We start from the raw sequence: 18,301 nt of genomic DNA, 5'->3' as shown, positions 1-18,301 counted from the left end.
CAATGAATGAACTTAAAAATATTCATTCACGATAAGGAGGGTCAACATGAAAAAGAAGTGGAAACGCAACCTGCTGCTGTTGTGCCTAACCGTGATTCTCGTGGGACTAATCGGCTCAGGCGCGGCATTGCTGTATACAGAGAAAGAGCGCCGTGAAGCGCGGAATGTAGAGATTGATCAAGTGAACTTCAACAAGCTGCATGCAGGTGAGTATACAGGTGAATATGCTGGCGGAATGTATAAATGGAGGGCGAATAAGGTGCTGGTTACCGTCACAGCGCACAAAGTTACAGCGATCCAGCTCCTGGAGCATGCGGAGAATCAGCCTGCGGCGTCGGCAGATGAATTGTTCGGCAGAGTGATCCAGGCTCAATCGCTTCAGGTAGACAGCATCAGCGGTGCCACGCTTACAAGTAAAGCCTATCTCAAGGCCATAGAGAATGCCCTTCACAAGAGCGTTGAAATGTAACAAATATTTTGCAATACTAGCAATACCATTATGAGATCCTTACACGAAAAAGAAACTAAAGGAGCAACATCCATATGCATACTGACTCATTATCCGCCATCGCGGCGGGATACCGCCATTCTGTTCTGCTCTTGCCGGACGGAACCGCGCGGGCTTGCGGCGAAAATACATACGGGCAATGCGAGGTAAGCGGCTGGCGTAATATAATTGCGGTTGCAGCGGGCAATGCTCATACAGGGAATTCGCATACAGTAGGGCTAAGATCGGATGGAACAGTGATCGCTGCAGGCTGGAATAAGCATAATCAATGCAACGTGGACGATTGGCACGATATCGTTGCGGTTACGGCAGGCTGGCGGCGTACGGTCGGGCTGAAGACAGACGGAACGGTGGTTGCGGCGGGAAGAAACAACGAGGGTCAATGTGAAGTCAGTGGCTGGTCGGATATCGTTGCGGTTACCGCAGGAGACTGGCACACAGTTGGACTCAAGGCCGATGGTACGGCTATTACGGCGGGGAACAACCGCTATGGGCAGCGGAATGTGAATGGCTGGCAGGAGCTGAAGATGATCTCAGCGGGTTATCTTCATACGGCCGGACTTAGAGTAGACGGTACAGCAGTAGCTACAGGTCTGAACAAGCGCGGACAGGGTGAAGTAGGCGGTTGGCGCAAGATTAAGGCCATCACGGCTGGCAGTCATCATACGGTAGGTCTTCAATGGGATGGTACGGTGACGGCTACAGGCTGGAATGATTACGGACAATGCGAGGTAAGCGGCTGGACGGATATCGTTGCCATAGCGGCAGGCTGCACCCACACGCTCGGTCTACAGAAGGATGGCTCAGTGGTTACGGCGGGGAGTAATGCGTATGGGCAATGTGATACAGCGCTGCAGCATGGTCGATCATCTTAATGCAATCTTAATGCCACAGCCGAATCCGTAATACTATGCTCATTATGCACATGCTATACTAACGCTACAGTGTACAATGGCTAGCCTATAGTTGGGCTTAGAAGGAAGGAAACCTTCAGATGATAGGGGAAAATACAGCGAAGAAGCGGCGCGGAAGGCTGAGGATATTCTTCGGTTATGTACCGCGAGCAGGGAAGACCCGGGCGATGCTGGAGGCTGCCCATGTGGAGCAGAAGAACGGCCAACAGGTGCTGGCGGGCTACATTGAAGCCCATGACAGAGCAGATATAGCGGAGCTTATTAACGGACTGGAGCTGTTGCCGCCGCTGGACATTCCTGTAAACGGGACCACCCGGCGGGAATTCGATCTGGACCAGGCGATCCGCAGGAGGCCGGACTTGATTTTACTGGATGATCTGGCCCACATCAATGCTCCGGGTGTACGCCACAAGCGGCGGGTTCAGGATATGGAGGAGCTACTGCGCGCGGGAATAGATGTCTACACTACGGTTAGTATAGAACAGCTGGAAAGTATGACCGATGTTGTAACATCCACGACCGGAATGGCTGAGCCAGCGCGTATTCCCGACAGTGTGTTCGAGCGTGCGGACCAGGTCGAGTTCATTGATATCAGTCCGGACATTTGGCTGAAGCGTCTGCATGAGGGGCGAATCTTTTCCACGGGGCAGCTCCGGCAGGAGGCCGGTGATCTGTACACTCCCCAGAAGCTGATCGCTTTGCGGGAATTGGCTCAACGGTACAGGGCGGATCAATTCAAACGTTATGAGGGCAGGTTAGGGGAACGGGCAGTGGAAGCCAACTTGTACAGCAGAGAACATATCCTGGTCTGCCTGTCGTCGGCAATATCCAACAAGAAGGTCATCCGCACAGCGGCGAGAATGGCCGAAGATTTACAGGGGGAATTCACTGCTCTCTACGTGGAGACCTCTCGAACGAAAGAGTTAACGGCAAGGAACAAGTCGGAGCTGCGGGAGAATCTGCGGCTGGCCGAACAGCTTAATGCGCAGGTTGCCACTGTCTACGGGGAGGATGTGCCGGCACAGATCGCCGAATATGCCAAAACCAGCCGGGTCTCCAAAATCATCCTGGGCCGGTCGCAGAATCGCAGCCGCTGGTCCGTCGGTTCGGGTTTCGTAGACAAACTGACGGCTGCTGCTCCGAATATCGACATCTATATCATCCCGGATCAAGAGTCTGCCTTGCAATCCAAAATTCCGCAATATGCCAGACCTCCGCTTCTCACCCTGGCTGATACGGGCAAAACTCTGGGGATTCTGCTGGTCTGCACGATCATAGGGTTATGGTTCAAGGTTCTCGGCTTCAGTGAAGCGAACATTATCACTGTCTATATTCTGGGTGTTCTGCTCGATGCGATGGTTACAAAAGGACGGCTGTACAGCGCGGCGACGTCGATTTTGAGCGTGCTGGTCTTTAACTATTTTTTCACCGAGCCTTATTTCTCGCTTCAGGCCTATGACTCGGGGTATCCGGTGACCTTCCTCGTCATGCTGGCCGCCTCGTTCATCACCAGTACGTTGACGTTGCGGGTGAAAGAGCAGGCCAGAGAATCGGCGCAAAAAGCCTACCGCACCGAGGTGCTCCTGGAGACCAGCCGGAAGCTGCAGCAGGCCAAAGACACGCCCGCCATTCTGAGCGAGACCGCGCTGCAAATGCTCAAGCTGCTGGACCGGAGCATCATCATCTATGAGGTTGTGGGCGATGGGCTCTCGGAGCCGCTGCTGTACAACAAGGATGGAAGTACGATGGACGCTCAAAAGGCTAAGCTGGAAGCGGAACGCGAGGTAGCGGAATGGGTGCTGCGGAACAATAAACGGGCCGGAGCGTCTACCGATACCTTCTCGGCGGCCCAATGTCTGTATCATGCGGTGCGAAGCGGCGATACAGTGTTTGCAGTAGCAGGAATTGTGATGCAGCAGGAAGAACCGCTGGAGGTGTTCGAATCAAGTCTGATGATCGCCATGCTTGGTGAATGCGCCCTCGCGCTGGAGAAAGACAAGCTGAACGAGCTGCAAAAAGAAAGCTCCCTGCAAATCCGGCAGGAGCAGCTGCGCGCCAATCTGCTGCGCGGCATCTCGCATGATCTGCGTACGCCGCTTACCAGTATTTCCGGTAACGCGGGCATCCTGATCGGCAACTCGGCGGTGCTGAGCGAGGAGCAGAAGCAGGAACTGTACAGCGATATCTATGACGATTCGATCTGGCTGATCAATCTGGTGGAGAATCTGCTGTCGATTACGCGGATTGATAATGGTGCGCTTCACTTGAATTTTCAGGCGGAGCTGCTGGAGGAAGTGATTGCGGAAGCGCTGCTGCATGTGAACCGCAACAAGGAGGATCATGTGATCCGGGTGGTGCTCGAAGACGAGCTGCTGATGGCCCGGATGGATTCACGGCTGATCATTCAGGTGATCATCAACCTGGTGGATAATGCGATTAAGTACAGCGGGTCGGGTTCACATATTACCCTATCTGCCAGACAGGAGAAGGGGCTAGTAGTGGTCGAGGTCGCTGACGATGGGCCGGGAATATCCCCGGAAGCGAAGGCCAAGGTGTTCGAGATGTTCTATACAGCGGACAACGTGCGGGGAGACGGCAGGCGAGGTCTGGGCCTGGGCCTTGCGCTCTGCAAATCAATTATTCATGCCCATGGCGGGCATATTGAAGTACAAGATCATGCACCGCAGGGAACGGTCTTCCGCTTCACCCTGCTGGCAGAGGAGGTGAATGTCCATGAATAAACCCATGATTCTGGTCGTCGAAGACGACAAGCCGATCCGCAAGCTGATTACCACAACTCTGGAGACTCAGGGCTATAAATACCATACCGCAGAGACGGGGGAGGCATCCATCCTGGAGGCCGTATCCAGTCAGCCGGATCTGATGATCCTGGACCTCGGTCTGCCCGATATGGACGGTGTGGATATTATCCGGAAGATCCGGGCATGGTCGAACCTTCCGATCATCGTGGTCAGTGCCCGCAGCGAGGACCGCGACAAGATCGAAGCGCTGGATGCCGGAGCCGATGATTATTTGACCAAGCCCTTCAGCGTGGAGGAGCTGCTCGCCCGGCTGCGGGTCAGTCTGCGGCGAATCCGGGGGGACAGCGAGAAGCTGATGAAGGATTCGGCCTTTTTTGCGAACGGAAATCTGCGGATTGACTATGCCGCGGGCTGTGTCTGGCTGGACAATGATGAGATCCACCTGACGCCGATTGAGTATAAGCTGCTGTGTCTGCTGGCGAAGAATGTCGGCAAGGTCCTGACCCATAATTATATCCTGCATGAAATCTGGGGCAGTCCTACGTATGATATTCCGGCGCTCCGTGTGTTCATGGCTACGCTCCGCAAGAAGATTGAGCGCAGCCCTTCCCAGCCCAAGGTGATCCAGACCCATATCGGTGTGGGCTACCGGATGCTGCAGGCGGGAGACGACAGCCGAGTGATTTGAACTGGCTTACGGAAGCCGTATAGCGTGTTTCATAGTGTTCCTAACCATGCCTTTGCAGGCATGGTTTTTTTGCCGTTCCGGCGGTATTTTAACGTAATCTTAATCTGTAGAACCAAACCCTAATCCTGAACTAATGGCGGGAATGGTACGCTGAATTCTGAAGTTAACATACTGGAGAGAAGGCATGGAGATGGATGAGTGGATGAGAAATATCGGATGGGTGACGGTGCTGACGGCGCTGCTGGTGCTGATCAAGCGGCATTATGACCGGATCGATCTGCTGCAAGAGTGGACCTATGAGAATAGCGGGGTGTACGCTGCCGCATACCAGTTTGCCTGCGGGGCTTCGGCCCGTGAGGTCAGTGAGCTGCTTGTGACCAGCTTCGAGTTCGATCGTCAGGAGACGGAAGTGATCCTTGCCTGGGCGCTCCCGCACCGGATGGAAGCGGACGGGGGTTATGGTGCTTTTATAGGGGCGGTCAACAGGGTGCTGGGTGAAGAGATTTACCATTCCTCCTGAAGTCTTAATACAATCTTAATGCGCCTGAGGAAACCCTTACCCTGAACTAATGGGAGAAATGATACGCTAGACCGGAAGTTACAAGAGAGAGATTACCATAAGGTGAGGAGTGGCAAAGACGATGATGGATGTGTATATGACGGCAATGCTGGCAGCGATATTCACGGTATTCTATGCGTTTGTACAATGGTGCAGCCGTGTGACCGATGAGCAAGGGGGGACGGAGTAATGGCAGTTGTCCTCGCAGCTACTGCGCTGCTGTTTCTGTATTTGGGCTATGCTTTGATTCATCCTGAAAAATTCTAACTACTTAGGAGGGCCATCCGTGGGGATTGTGCAGATTATAGTCGTTATCTTAATACTCGTACTGCTGGTGAAGCCGGTGGGCACTTATCTATATCATGTATTCTCAAATGAACCGAACCGGACAGACCGGGTGTTCGGCGCAGCGGAGAAGGGGATTTATCGTCTGATCGGGCTGAAGCATCGGGGCGGGATGTCCTGGAAGAAATATGCGCTCAGCTTCATCGTAACGAACCTTGTACTGGTGGCATTCAGTTATCTCTTCCTGCGGCTGCAGAAGGGGCTTCCGCTCAACCCGGGCGGGATTGGCAATATGGAAGAGACGCTTACCTTCAACACGGTGATCAGCTTCGTCACCAATACGAATCTGCAGCATTACAGCGGGGAGAGCGGCGTGTCCTACTTCTCACAGATGGCGGTCATGACGATGCTGATGTTCACCTCGGCGGCCAGCGGCTTCTCGGTTGCGGTTGCTTGTGTCAGAGGGATTACGGGCCGCCGCTCGGTAGGGAACTTCTTCGAGGACTTCGTCAAAGCGCATATCCGGATCTTCATTCCGCTGGCGCTGCTTGTAACAATGGCGCTTGTAGCGCTTCATGTGCCGCAGACCCTGAAGCCTACGCTGGAAGTCACCACGCTTGAAGGGCAGACCCAGCAGATTGCTATCGGTCCGGTGGCCTCCCTGGAGTCCATTAAGCACATCGGCACGAACGGCGGGGGCTTCTTCGGAGCCAACTCTGCGCATCCTTTTGAGAATCCGCGTCCGCTGAGCAATGTGCTGGAGATCCTCTCCATGTGGCTGCTGCCCGCATCTCTGCCGTATATGTACGGGAAGTTCGCCGGGAACAAGCGGCAGGGCTGGATGATTTTTGGCGCGATGATGACGTTGTTCGTGGTATTGCTCGGAGTGAATTACGCTGCGGAAAGTGCGGGCAACCCGGCGATTAACGCCATGGGGATAGATGCTTCACAGGGCAGTATGGAGGGAAAAGAGGTCCGGTTCGGCATCGCACAGTCGGCGCTGTTCACCACCGTTACAACGGCAGCCACTACCGGCAGTGTGAATAATATGCATGATACGCTGACGCCGCTCGGCAGTATTACCCCGCTGACACTCATGATGCTGAATAACGTGTTCGGCGGCAAAGGTGTCGGGCTGATCAATATGCTCATGTATGCGATCCTCGGCGTGTTCCTCTGCGGGCTGATGGTGGGCCGGACGCCGGAGTTCCTGGGCCGCAAGATTGAAGCGCGGGAGATGAAGCTAATCGCCATCGCGATTCTGATTCATCCGCTGATTATTCTGTTACCGACGGCGGCCGCTTTTCTGACGGAGCTCGGTAAAGGCAGTATCAGTAACCCCGGCTTCCACGGGATGACCCAGGTGCTGTATGAATACGTATCTGCTGCGGCCAATAACGGCTCGGGCTTCGAAGGGCTGGCGGATAATACCTCCTTCTGGAATATCACCACCGGGGTGGTCATGCTGCTGGGCCGTTATGTCTCGATGATCGCCATGCTGGCGGTTGCCGGTTCCCTGCTGCGTAAGAAGCCGGTGCCGGAGACCATAGGAACCTTCCGCACAGACAACGGCTTGTTCACAGGCATCCTGATCGGTACGGTGCTGATTATCGGCGCGCTGACCTTCCTGCCGGTGATTGTCCTCGGTCCGGTTGCAGAATATTTGACTTTACGGTAGGGAAAGGGAGAGACGAGAATGAGTACTGTACACAGAAAGAAGCTGCTGACGGGTCCCATCCTGCTAAGTGCTGCCAAGGATAGTCTGGTGAAGCTGAACCCGGTGACTCTAATGAAGAATCCGGTCATGTTCGTCGTGGAGGTTGGGACGGTTATCGTATTGCTTATGGTGCTGGCGCCGGGGTATTTCCATGCGGAGCATGCGGTAGGCTTCAATATTACCGTGTTCTTCATCCTGCTGTTCACCGTGCTGTTCGCTAACTTCGCGGAAGCGCTGGCGGAGGGCCGGGGCAAGGCACAAGCCGATTCGCTCAAAAAAACCAAGCAGGACATCACCGCCAATAAGCTGGCGGGATCAGGGGTCAAGCAGGTACCTGCCTCTGAGCTGCGCAAAGGCGATATCGTGGTCGTCAGCCAAGGTGAACTGATTCCCGGCGACGGGGAAGTGACCGAGGGGCTGGCTTCTGTGGACGAATCGGCCATCACCGGGGAGTCGGCTCCAGTCATTAAGGAAGCCGGAGGCGACTTCGGCTCCGTGACCGGCGGTACCCGGGTAGTCAGCGACCAGATCAAGGTGCGGATCACCAGTGATCCGGGAGAATCGTTCCTGGACCGGATGATCTCGCTGGTCGAAGGGGCGAAGCGCCAGAAGACACCGAATGAGATTGCTCTGAACACGCTGCTGATCAGCCTTACGATTATTTTCCTGATTGTCGTAGTCACCCTGCGTCCCATCGCGGATTATATCGGGGTGAAGCTGGAGATTCCGGTCATGATTGCACTGCTCGTCTGCCTGATTCCGACCACCATCGGCGGGCTGCTGTCGGCCATCGGGATTGCGGGAATGGACCGGGTGACGCAGTTCAACGTCCTGGCGATGTCCGGGAAGGCGGTGGAAGCTGCCGGGGATATCAACACGATGATTCTGGATAAGACGGGGACGATTACCTTCGGCAACCGGATGGCCAGTGAGTTCGTTGCGGTAGGCGAAGCAACTGTAGCCGAGCTTGCAGCCTGGGCGGCGGTCAGCTCGCTGAAGGATGAGACGCCCGAAGGGCGCTCTGTCCTGGAGCTGGCGAAGAAGCTGGAGCTTCAGTATGAGAGCAGCCTCGCGGACGGCGGCGAGTTCATTGAGTTCAAGGCAGAGACCCGGATGAGCGGGATGGATCTGCGGGACGGACGCTATGTGCGCAAGGGAGCGGTCGATTCCGTGAAGAAGTGGGTGCTGTCGCAAGGCGGTGCCGTACCGAACGATCTGGACAGCAACTCGGATGCTATCGCCCGGCTGGGCGGCACTCCGCTCGCGGTTGCTGTAGATAACCGGATCTTCGGGCTAATCTATCTGAAGGATACCGTCAAGCCCGGGATGAAGGAGCGCTTCGACGAGCTGCGCAGCATGGGGATCAAGACGATTATGTGTACCGGGGATAACCCGCTGACCGCCGCTACGATTGCCCGTGAAGCCGGGGTCGATGATTTTATAGCTGAGAGTACTCCGGAGGATAAAATTGCGGTGATCCGCCGGGAGCAGAACGAGGGCAAGCTGGTCGCCATGACCGGGGATGGAACGAACGACGCTCCCGCGCTGGCCCAGGCCGATGTGGGGCTGGCGATGAACAGCGGGACAACTGCTGCCAAGGAAGCGGCCAATATGGTCGATCTGGATTCTGATCCGTCCAAGATTATCGAGGTTGTAGCCATCGGGAAGCAGCTCCTTATGACACGCGGGGCGCTGACCACCTTCAGCATCGCTAACGATATTGCCAAGTATTTCGCCATCATTCCGGCGATGTTCACGCTCGCAATTCCTGAGATGGAAGCCCTGAACATCATGGGTCTAGGGTCCCCAAGCTCCGCTATTATTTCGGCGCTGATCTTCAACGCGATTATCATCCCGCTGCTGATTCCGCTCGCTATGCGCGGGGTCTCCTATAAGCCGATGAGTTCGACCAGACTACTGACGCGCAACATTGTCATCTATGGTCTGGGCGGAGTCGCTGTTCCATTCGCCGGCATCAAGCTGATTGATATGCTCGTCAGTATATGGATCTAGGGGTCCGGCAGACGATTGAATATATAAGGAGGGCGTAATCATCATGCCACAATCTACACATGAGACAACCGGAGAGCAGGTCTCCGCTTCACCAGCAGCTTTTGTCTTTACTACGGTGAGGTTAAGCATCGTATTCATTATTCTCTGCGGAATGATCTATCCGCTGGCTTCCACCGCGCTTGCCCAGGTGCTGATGCCTACCCAGGCGAACGGTAGCCTGCTGAAGGATGCTTCCGGGAAGGTCGTCGGTTCTGCGCTAATCGGGCAGAGCTTCACGAACCAGGCTATGTTCCAGAGCCGTGTCTCCAGTATCGGGTACAAGGCCGAAGCTTCGGGCTCGAATAACTACGGGCCGTCAAATCCCGATATGCTTCAACGCACCAAGGATTCCATTGCCCAGTGGAAGCTGGACAATCCCGGCGTCCCTGTAAGTCAGCTCCCTGTGGATTTGATTACGAATTCCGGATCGGGTCTTGATCCGCATATTTCTCCGGCTGCGGCGCTCGTGCAGGTTCCCCGGATCAGCAAGCTGACCGGCATTCCGGCAGATACCCTGGAAGCGCTGGTGAAAGAGCATACCGAAGGGCGCGATTTGGGGCTTTTCGGAGAGAAACGGGTGAATGTGCTGAAGCTGAATCTGGCGCTGACGGAGATGGCGAAATAAGCGGACTCCGCACAGACTGCTTCCTCCAGTTGTGAGTTGTGAGAATAGAAAGAAGGTGAGTCCGTGGCGCCCTATAAACGCAAGTCTCCTGAGGAGATTCTATATTCTATCTACCAGCTCCAGCGGGGGCGGCTGAAGATCATCATCGGCTCGGTCAGCGGCTCCGGCAAAACCTATCATATGCTGGAGGAAGGCAAGCTGCTGAAGCAACAGGGAATTGATGTGGTGATCAGTGCCGTCTCCACTATGGGCCGGGCGGAGACGGTTCAGCAGCTTGGCGATCTGGAGCGCGTGCCCAGCATTCACTGGCTGAAGGACGGCAAGGAGGAGAAGGATCTGCCGCTTGAGGCGCTGGTGGAGCGCAATCCTGAGGTGCTGCTGGTCGATGGTCTGGCCCACCGCAACCGTCCGGAGGCCCGCTTCCCGACAAGACTTGCGGACATCCGTTATCTGATGGATCAGGGAATCAGCGTAATCACGACTATTAATGTCTATGAGCTGGCCGGTGTGGGCGAGCAGATCTATGAAATGACCGGCATCCGTGCGGAGTGCACCGTGCCGCTCAATACACTGGAGCTCGCCGATGAGGTACGGCTGATCGATGTGTCGCCGGAAACGATTCTCAAGCGGCTGGAGGAGGGGGTGCTTGGTGAGGGAGCACATCCGGCATTATCCCTCCGGGGCAACCTTGGCGTTCTCCGTGAGGTGTCGCTGCGGCTGATGGCCGAAGGAGTCAATGATTCCCTGGAAAAGCATCGCGAGGCCGAAGGACTGATCGGCCCTTCGGGTGCAACAGAGCGGATTCTGGTATCCGCGCAGTATCATTGGAACGGTTCCCTCTATATTAGAAGGGGACAGCAGATTGCCAAACGGCTGAACGGAGACCTGCTAATCGTTACGTTCCTCCTGCGCGGACGTCCCCTGACCAAGGATCAGCAGGTATTCAAGCGCTCCATCCGAAAGCTGACCGAACGGATTCAGGCGCGGTTCGAGGAGCTGGAGCTGCTGCGCCTGCGGATGCTGCCTTCCATGCTTGTGCGCTATGCCATTCAGAACAATGTCACCCGAATTGTGATGGGGCATTCGCAGAAAAGCCGCTGGCAGGAGAAGTGGCAAGGCTCCATTGCCAGCCGTGTCCTGCGGCGGACGCGGAATATCGATGTGTTCCTGATGGCTGACCGTGCCGAGCAGGAGGGAGAACGGGTTCTGCCGGTCCGTCCCGCTGTGAAGATGGCGGCGGAACCGTTCCACCGGCTGACCGGCCGGGAGCTGGAGCGGCGGATCGAGGATATCCGCCGGGGCACCTTCAAGGTGTATATCGGTGCAGCCCCCGGCGTAGGCAAAACCTACAAAATGCTCCAGGAAGGCAATCTGCTGCTGGGCAGGGGCATCGATGTGGTTATCGGACTGCTGGAGACCCATGGGAGAGAGGAAACCGGCAAGCAGGTGGGCAAGTTAACGATGATTCCGAGAGCGCGGATTGCCTACCAGTCCACTGAGCTTACGGAGATGGATACAGCGGCCATTATCGCCCGCCGTCCCGAGGTGGTGCTGGTGGATGAGCTGGCCCACACCAATGTCCCCGGCAGCCTCACCAAGAAGCGGTATGAGGATGTGATCAAGCTGCTGGAGAATGGGATCTCTGTCATTACCACGGTTAATGTACAGCATTTGGAGAGCCTGAACGATGCTGTGGAGCAGTTAACCGGTGTGCGTGTGCGCGAGACGGTGCCGGATGCCATCCTGCGGATGGCGAGTGAGGTGGAGCTGATTGATGTGACTCCGCAGATGCTACAGCAGCGGATGCGGGAAGGGAAGATCTATGCGCAGGAGAAGGTCAATCAGGCACTGGAGTCTTTTTTCAGAATTGGCAATCTGATCGCGCTGCGTGAACTGGCCCTGCGCGAGATTGCCGATGATGTGGATGAGCGGCTGGAGGCCTGGGAGCGTGAGCCTGCCTTACGCGGACCCTGGAGCAGACGGGAGGTTATCTTCGTCTGTGTAGACACAGGACCGCAGGCTGAACGGCTGGTCCGCCGCGGCTTCCGCATTGCACACCGCCTGAAGGCAGAGTGGCATGTTCACTACGTGCACTGTGCCCGCATGAAGACGGCGGAGGAGCAGAAGCGGCTGGATACGCTGAGGGCTCTGACCGAGCGGCTGGGCGGGGTAATGGACATTACGGAGGCGGGAAGCCGCAAGCATCTTTATAAGCATCTGCTCCAGCGGATGAATGATATGCAGACTACGCAGGTAATCATCGGCCAATCCCGCAGACCCTTCCTGCGCAGCCTGTTCATAACGAGCTTCGTTCAATATCTGCTGCGGCATGCCCGGCATATGGATATGCTGATCGTGGCCGTTCATACGCAGATAATGGAATGAAGCGGCTCTGCGGCATAGGAGTGGTACGGATAATGTACAATTTACACGGGTTTGTTCAGTAATTGACATCCTTGGCACCATTGGCAATTGCGCTAGTAGAGTCCCCGCTGCTAACCTAATGAACAGATGTTCATTTTAATAAAACTGTTTGAAGCGGAGAGGGGATACTGGATGCGAATATTAGTGATGGGTGCAGGGGTGATAGGCAGTTATCTGGCACATGTGCTGGTACGGGGCGGGAATGAGGTTACGATGCTGGCCAGAACGAAGCGGGCGGGCCAATTGCAGAAGGACGGACTGGTCCTCCGGCATTATTTTCAGCGCAAAACGACTGTAGATCAGGTGAAGGTGATATCCGAGCTGCGGAGGGACGATGTCTATGATCTGATCTTCGTCGTGATGAAATACAATGACTTCCCGGCGGTGTTGCCGGCTCTGGCGGACAACGGAAGTACGAATATTGTGCTTGTTGGCAATAACGGGGATACCCGCGGGATGCAGCAGTTCTTCAAGGAGAATAGCCGGATTCCGCAGAATATTGCGTTTGGCTTCCAGATAAACGGCGGGACGCGTGAGGAAGACGGGCGTGTGATCGTTGTAAGCGGTGGCGGCAAGATGGTACTGGGCAGCCTGGAGGGTGAGGTTCCGTTCAAGACGGAGCTTGCAGAAGCCTTCCATAAGACGAAGTATAAGCTGGATTATTCGCAGGATATTAACGCCTGGCTCCTTAGTCACATTGTTTCAATTATTCCGGTGATGTCGGTCATTTATCTATATGATTTTGATTTGGAAAAAGCAAGCAAAGACTCCGCCCGCTGGAAACAGGCGGTTGCTGTAATGGATGAAGGGTTCCGCGTGCTCTCCGCGCTTGGCCTACCCGTTAACCCCGCCTCCCTGGTTAACGGGGCGAAGAAGCACCCGGCACTGCTCGCCCAAGGGTTCAGATTGTTACAAAAGCTGCCCTTCATGAAGCTGATTGATGGCTCATTCAGCGAGATTGCGGCGCTCTATCAAGCCTTTGAACCTCTGATGCAGCAAGCCCGTCTGTCCACACCAGCCTGGGATGACTTCAAGCAGCAGACGATGCGGAAATATGCCCTGGAGCAGGCCTAGGATGAACGAGTGCACGGAGTACAGATGAACATATGAACAGATCAACTCCTCCAAAAGAACAGCTCAGGAAGCTCCGCTAAGGCGGAGTTTGCTGGGCTGTTTTTGCTAATTAAGTAAATCACTATGGTTTTCTTATGTGGATGCTAAAAACCACATGCAATGTGCAGGTACGAGGGCGCCCGGGCCCAATGTATGCTAAAAACCACACACAATATGCTGGTACGAGGGAGCCCGGGGGCCCAATGTATGCCGAAAACCACATACAATTTGTCGGGCTTAAGCTGTGTGAGCATGCTGCTGCCCAAAATGAGCAAATGAGCGGCAGCCAGTGCAGCAACATTTTCCCATGAATTCGCCAGATGCCGCTATCAACATAACATACATAATGTTCCATTCTAGTTATAAAGCCTTGTAATTTAACGTGTTAAAGAGATATGCTTATTACCATGTGGATACAAATACAACAGAAGGAGTGGACTACCTATGACTATCATCGATACTATTCAAACGAGAAGAACGATCAAAGCCTTCCGGCCAGACCCGATTAAGGAGGAGGAGCTGAATACTTGGCTGGAGGCTGCCAGCTATGCTCCGAACCACCGGATGAATGAGCCTTGGGAGCTGTTGTTCATTGGGCCGCAGACCCGTGCAGCGCTGAACCATAAGACAGATTTTGGCGGTGCTCCATTGTTGATTGGAGTCTTATCCAAATCTGCCGCTACCACAATGGAACGTGAAGAGAACATCATGGCCGTGTCCTGTTATATCCAGAATTTCATGCTAGCGGCCCATGCGGCAGGAGCAGGCGTGTTCTGGTCGTCACTCGGCGGTACAGCCAAGGGCCGCGAGGTGCTTGGCGTTCCTGAAGAACAGGATGTTATTGCGGTGCTTGCCGTAGGGTATCCTTCAGAAGTGCCTGCTGCCAAACAGAGAACACCAATAACTGATAAAATCACATATTTACCCTAAACGGACGAACAGATGCAACAACTGATGAGATGAAGGTGAACTGAATGTGGAAGCTCAGGGGCTTCATGAAGCCGTACGCCCTCTGGAGCGTGCTTGCCCCGCTGTTAATGGTAGTTGAAGTAGTGATGGACCTGCTGCAGCCTGCACTTATGGCCAGCATTGTGGATAAAGGCCTGATGAAGAATGATTTATCGCATATCCTTTCAACAGGCGGAATGATGATTGGAATCGCTATCATCGGGATGACTGGGGGTGTGGGCTGTGCGATATGTGCAAGTATCGCCTCACAGAATTTCGGGAATGATCTGCGAATCAAGCTGTTTGAGCATATCCAGACCTTCTCGAACCGCAATCTGGATCGGCTGAAGACCGGCTCGCTGATCACCCGGCTGACGAACGATGTCGTGCAGCTCCAGACCTTCGTGCAGATGATTCTGCGGAGCTTCGTGCGGTCACCGCTGCTGCTGATCGGCAGTTTGGTCATGGCGGTCCGGATCAGCCCGTCCTTGGCGCTGATCCTGCTGGCTGCGGTTCCGCTGCTGTTCATCCTGCTGTTTGTGCTGATCCGGCTTTCTTTTCCGTTATTTGCCCGGATGCAGGAGAAGCTGGATGGGGTGAGCAATGTACTGCAGGAGAATCTCACCGGCATTCGTGTAATCAAAGCCTTCGTCCGTGGAGACCATGAGCAGACGCGCTTCGATACCGCCAATACCGGCTATACGGATACCGGAATCCGGGCGATCCGTCTGATGGCGCTGAATATGCCGCTTATGATGCTGATTCTGAATGCCAGCATTGTTGCCGTGCTCTGGTTCGGGGGCCTACAGAACTGGAACGGGGCGCTGCCCGTTGGTGAACTAATTGCCTTCATTAACTATGTTACTCAATTGCTCATGTCGATGATGATGCTGAGCACGATGCTTGCCTTCGTATCACGGGCTAAGGTGTCGGGGGACCGTGTGAATGAAGTTTTCGCCGCCACAAGTGAAATTACCGAAGCGCCTGCGGCGGACCAAGCAGCCATTACGCTCGGACGGATTGAGTTCAGCAAGGTCTCCTTCGCCTATAACCGCGGGGATGAGAATCTTGTGCTGGAGGATATCAGCTTTGCAGCCAGCCCCGGGGAGACGATCGCTATTCTGGGGGCTACCGGAGCAGGGAAGTCTACCCTGGTTAGTCTGATTCCAAGATTCTATGAGGTCTTGTCCGGTGCCGTTCTGATCGACGGAACAGACATCCGGGAGATTAGCCTGGAGCATCTGCGGAGCCGGATCGGCTTCGTAATGCAGCAGTCCCTGCTGTTCAGCGGCAGTATCAGGGATAATATCCGTTACGGACGGCCGGAAGCAACAGATGAAGAAGTGGAGCAGGCGGCTGTGGCCGCAGAAGCACATGGATTCATTACAGCTATGCCGCAAGGCTACGACACGCAGCTCGGACAACGCGGGGTGAACCTGTCAGGCGGACAAAAGCAGCGTCTGTCCATTGCACGCGCGCTGTTAATTAAGCCGACCATTCTGATTCTGGATGACAGCACCAGCGCTCTGGATGCGGTTACCGAAGCAAGCATCCGCCTGGTGCTGAAGACGGAGCTTCAGGACTCTACTGTTGTTATGATTGCCCAGCGGGTGTCTTCCATTATAGATGCCGACCGGATTCTGATTCTGGAGAACGGCCGGATCGCCGCACAGGGTACGCATACCGAGCTGATGGCAGGCAGCGAGATCTACCGGGACATCCGCCATTCCCAGCTTAAGGAAGAGGAGGAGCCTTATGTCCAGTCAACGTAAAAGGGAGCAGGCTCCCGGCGGACCTGGAGTGTTAGGCGGCGGGCCTCCCGGCCGTGTTGGCGTAACACCCAAGGTACGTCCGAAGAATAGCAAGGCAACGATCCTCCGCATCTGGTCCTATCTGAACCGTCAGCGGACAGGGCTGATTATGGTCTATGTATTCACGATTCTGAATGCTGTCCTCGCCCTGATCGGACCCTACCTGCTAGGAAAAGCCATTGATACCGCGATCCTCCCGCAGGATTATAGTCTGCTGGTCCGGTTCTGTCTCCTTCTGGGCGGCATTTATCTGCTGGGCAGCGCCGTCTCGTGGGTCCAGGCTTATGTGATGACCTCCGTCTCCCAGCGCACGGTGTACGAGCTGCGGCGGGACCTGTTCGCCAAATATCAGGAGCTGCCGGTCAGCTTCTTCGATACCCATGCTAACGGTGAGCTAATGAGCCGTGCAACTAATGACATTGACAACGTCTCCAACTCGCTGAATCAGAGTGTAACCCAGCTGCTGAACAGTCTGATTACACTTAGCGGCTCTCTGGGCATTATGCTGATGCTGAATGTGCCGTTGACTGGAGTTGCTCTGGTAACCATTCCGCTGGTCGTGCTGGCTAGCCGCCGGATTACCGGCTTAAGCCGGATCTACTTCAAGGATCAGCAGCAGCATCTGGGTGAGCTGAACGGCTTCATTGAAGAAGCGGTCAGCGGCCAGAAGGTGATTAAGCAATACCGCAGAGAACAGGCGGAGGTCACCAGATTCCGCGGAATAAGCGGGGAGCTTAACCAAGCTAGCATTAAGGCGCAGATCGTATCCGGCCTGGTAGGACCAGTAATGAACCTGATTAACAATCTGAACTTCGCGCTGATTGCCGGAATTGGCGGCTGGATGGCTTATCATGAGCTGGTTACCGTGGGGGTCATCGTCAGTATGCTGAATTATGCCAAGCAGTTCGGCCGCCCCATCTCCGACCTTGCGAACCAGTATAACCTGATCCAATCGGCAATCGCCGGAGCGGAGCGCGTATTTGAAGTGATGGATATGCCATCTGAGTACAGCGGGGAGCAGCCGCAGGAGCTGGAGCGGATTCGCGGGGAAGTTGTTTTCCGGGATGTAGTGTTCGGCTATAAGCCGGGCGCGCCTATTCTGAACGGTGTAAGCTTCACCGCACAGCCAGGCGAGACGATCGCCCTGGTCGGGCCGACCGGAGCGGGGAAGACGACCATTGTCAACCTGCTGACGCGCTTCTATGAAGTGAGCGGCGGTGAGGTGCTGATCGACGGCAGGGATATCCGGGAGCTGGGTAAAAACGGGCTGCGCCGCCAGCTCGGCATGGTGCTGCAGGATGCCCATGTCTTCTCGGGGACCATCCGTGAGAATATCCGGTTCGGCCGTCTGGAGGCCACGGACCGTGAAGTGGAAGAGGCCGCGAATCTCGCCAACGTCAGCGGCTTCATAGCGCGGATGCCGCAGGGGTACGATACGCTGCTGGGCACGGACGGGACTACCTTAAGCCACGGCCAGCGCCAGCTCTTGACCATTGCCCGCGCCATCCTGGCCGATCCGGCCATCCTCATTCTGGATGAGGCAACGAGCAGCGTGGATACCCGGACAGAGATGCATATCCAGCAGGCCATGCGGACACTGATGAAGGGCCGTACCAGCTTCGTGATCGCCCATAGGCTCAGCACCATTCAGGATGCTGACCGGATTTTGGTCATCCAAGGCGGCCAGATCGCCGAGCAGGGAAGCCACAGCCAGCTCCTTGCGCTGCAAGGGATATATGCCGAGCTGTATAACAGCCAGTTTAAGCAAGCCTTTGAAGCCGGGTAACTAAGGCGGCGAATGCCGAATATTGTATCTTAAAGTTATAATTACAGGAAAACAGCGATCCTCCTTTTATAAGAGAATTGCTGTTTTTCGTTTTTTGCTCCAGTCGCTA

Annotated in this window: 14 protein-coding genes; all 14 read left to right on the top strand. The window is 55.2% G+C overall.

Annotation, left to right across the window (positions count from 1 at the left end; genetic code table 11):
• Positions 1–46 precede the first annotated feature (46 nt).
• The 14 genes from MKY64_RS11495 (at position 47) to MKY64_RS11435 (ending at position 18,192) form a co-directional block, all read left to right on the top strand.
• Positions 47–469, top strand: coding sequence for an FMN-binding protein (locus MKY64_RS11495; RefSeq protein ID WP_339256605.1), 423 nt, complete (start codon positions 47–49; stop codon positions 467–469).
• Between the two features lie 74 nt (positions 470–543).
• Positions 544–1,383 (top strand): RCC1 domain-containing protein, encoded by an 840-nt coding sequence (locus MKY64_RS11490; RefSeq protein ID WP_340953100.1) that lies wholly within the window; start codon positions 544–546, stop codon positions 1,381–1,383.
• Positions 1,384–1,502: 119 nt separating this feature from the next.
• The gene (locus MKY64_RS11485) at positions 1,503–4,163 is read left to right on the top strand and encodes a sensor histidine kinase KdpD (RefSeq protein WP_340953097.1); all 2,661 of its coding nucleotides are present in this window, start codon (positions 1,503–1,505) and stop codon (positions 4,161–4,163) included.
• Complete coding sequence (locus MKY64_RS11480) at positions 4,156–4,872, top strand: response regulator (protein WP_036728515.1); 717 nt, start codon at positions 4,156–4,158, stop codon at positions 4,870–4,872. The genes MKY64_RS11485 and MKY64_RS11480 overlap by 8 nt, the downstream gene beginning before the upstream one ends.
• A gap of 184 nt (positions 4,873–5,056) precedes the next feature.
• Positions 5,057–5,392, top strand: a complete 336-nt coding sequence (locus MKY64_RS11475) for a hypothetical protein (protein ID WP_340953094.1) — start codon at positions 5,057–5,059, stop codon at positions 5,390–5,392.
• A 228-nt stretch (positions 5,393–5,620) separates the two neighbouring features.
• Positions 5,621–5,698, top strand: coding sequence for a potassium-transporting ATPase subunit F (locus MKY64_RS33405; protein WP_076154139.1), 78 nt, complete (start codon positions 5,621–5,623; stop codon positions 5,696–5,698).
• A gap of 19 nt (positions 5,699–5,717) precedes the next feature.
• Entirely contained in the window at positions 5,718–7,394 is a 1,677-nt protein-coding gene (gene kdpA / locus MKY64_RS11470; protein ID WP_340953091.1) for a potassium-transporting ATPase subunit KdpA, read from the top strand.
• 18 nt (positions 7,395–7,412) lie between these two features.
• Positions 7,413–9,446 carry a potassium-transporting ATPase subunit KdpB gene (gene kdpB / locus MKY64_RS11465; protein ID WP_340953089.1) on the top strand — a complete coding sequence of 678 codons (2,034 nt, stop codon included), beginning with the start codon at positions 7,413–7,415 and terminating at the stop codon, positions 9,444–9,446.
• Between the two features lie 43 nt (positions 9,447–9,489).
• On the top strand, positions 9,490–10,110 hold the full coding sequence (gene kdpC / locus MKY64_RS11460) for a potassium-transporting ATPase subunit KdpC (protein ID WP_340953086.1): 621 nt from the start codon (positions 9,490–9,492) through the stop codon (positions 10,108–10,110).
• A 63-nt stretch (positions 10,111–10,173) separates the two neighbouring features.
• Positions 10,174–12,495: a universal stress protein gene (locus tag MKY64_RS11455; RefSeq protein WP_340953083.1), complete on the top strand. Its 2,322-nt coding sequence runs from the start codon at positions 10,174–10,176 to the stop codon at positions 12,493–12,495.
• Between the two features lie 171 nt (positions 12,496–12,666).
• Positions 12,667–13,608: a ketopantoate reductase family protein gene (locus MKY64_RS11450; RefSeq protein WP_340953081.1), complete on the top strand. Its 942-nt coding sequence runs from the start codon at positions 12,667–12,669 to the stop codon at positions 13,606–13,608.
• Positions 13,609–14,091: 483 nt separating this feature from the next.
• Entirely contained in the window at positions 14,092–14,577 is a 486-nt protein-coding gene (locus MKY64_RS11445; RefSeq protein ID WP_339256625.1) for a nitroreductase family protein, read from the top strand.
• Between the two features lie 44 nt (positions 14,578–14,621).
• Complete coding sequence (locus MKY64_RS11440) at positions 14,622–16,367, top strand: ABC transporter ATP-binding protein (RefSeq protein WP_340953078.1); 1,746 nt, start codon at positions 14,622–14,624, stop codon at positions 16,365–16,367.
• A complete protein-coding gene (locus tag MKY64_RS11435; protein WP_340953075.1) occupies positions 16,351–18,192 on the top strand; it encodes an ABC transporter ATP-binding protein in 1,842 nt (613 codons plus the stop codon). Before MKY64_RS11440 ends, MKY64_RS11435 begins: the two co-directional genes overlap by 17 nt.
• Positions 18,193–18,301: the final 109 nt, after the last annotated feature.

The organism is Paenibacillus sp. FSL R7-0210 (genome assembly GCF_038009085.1).
GTDB lineage: Bacteria > Bacillota > Bacilli > Paenibacillales > Paenibacillaceae > Paenibacillus_AQ > Paenibacillus_AQ silagei.
Note: the sequence above shows the minus strand (reverse complement) of the source record. Positions and strands in the feature narration are given on the sequence as shown.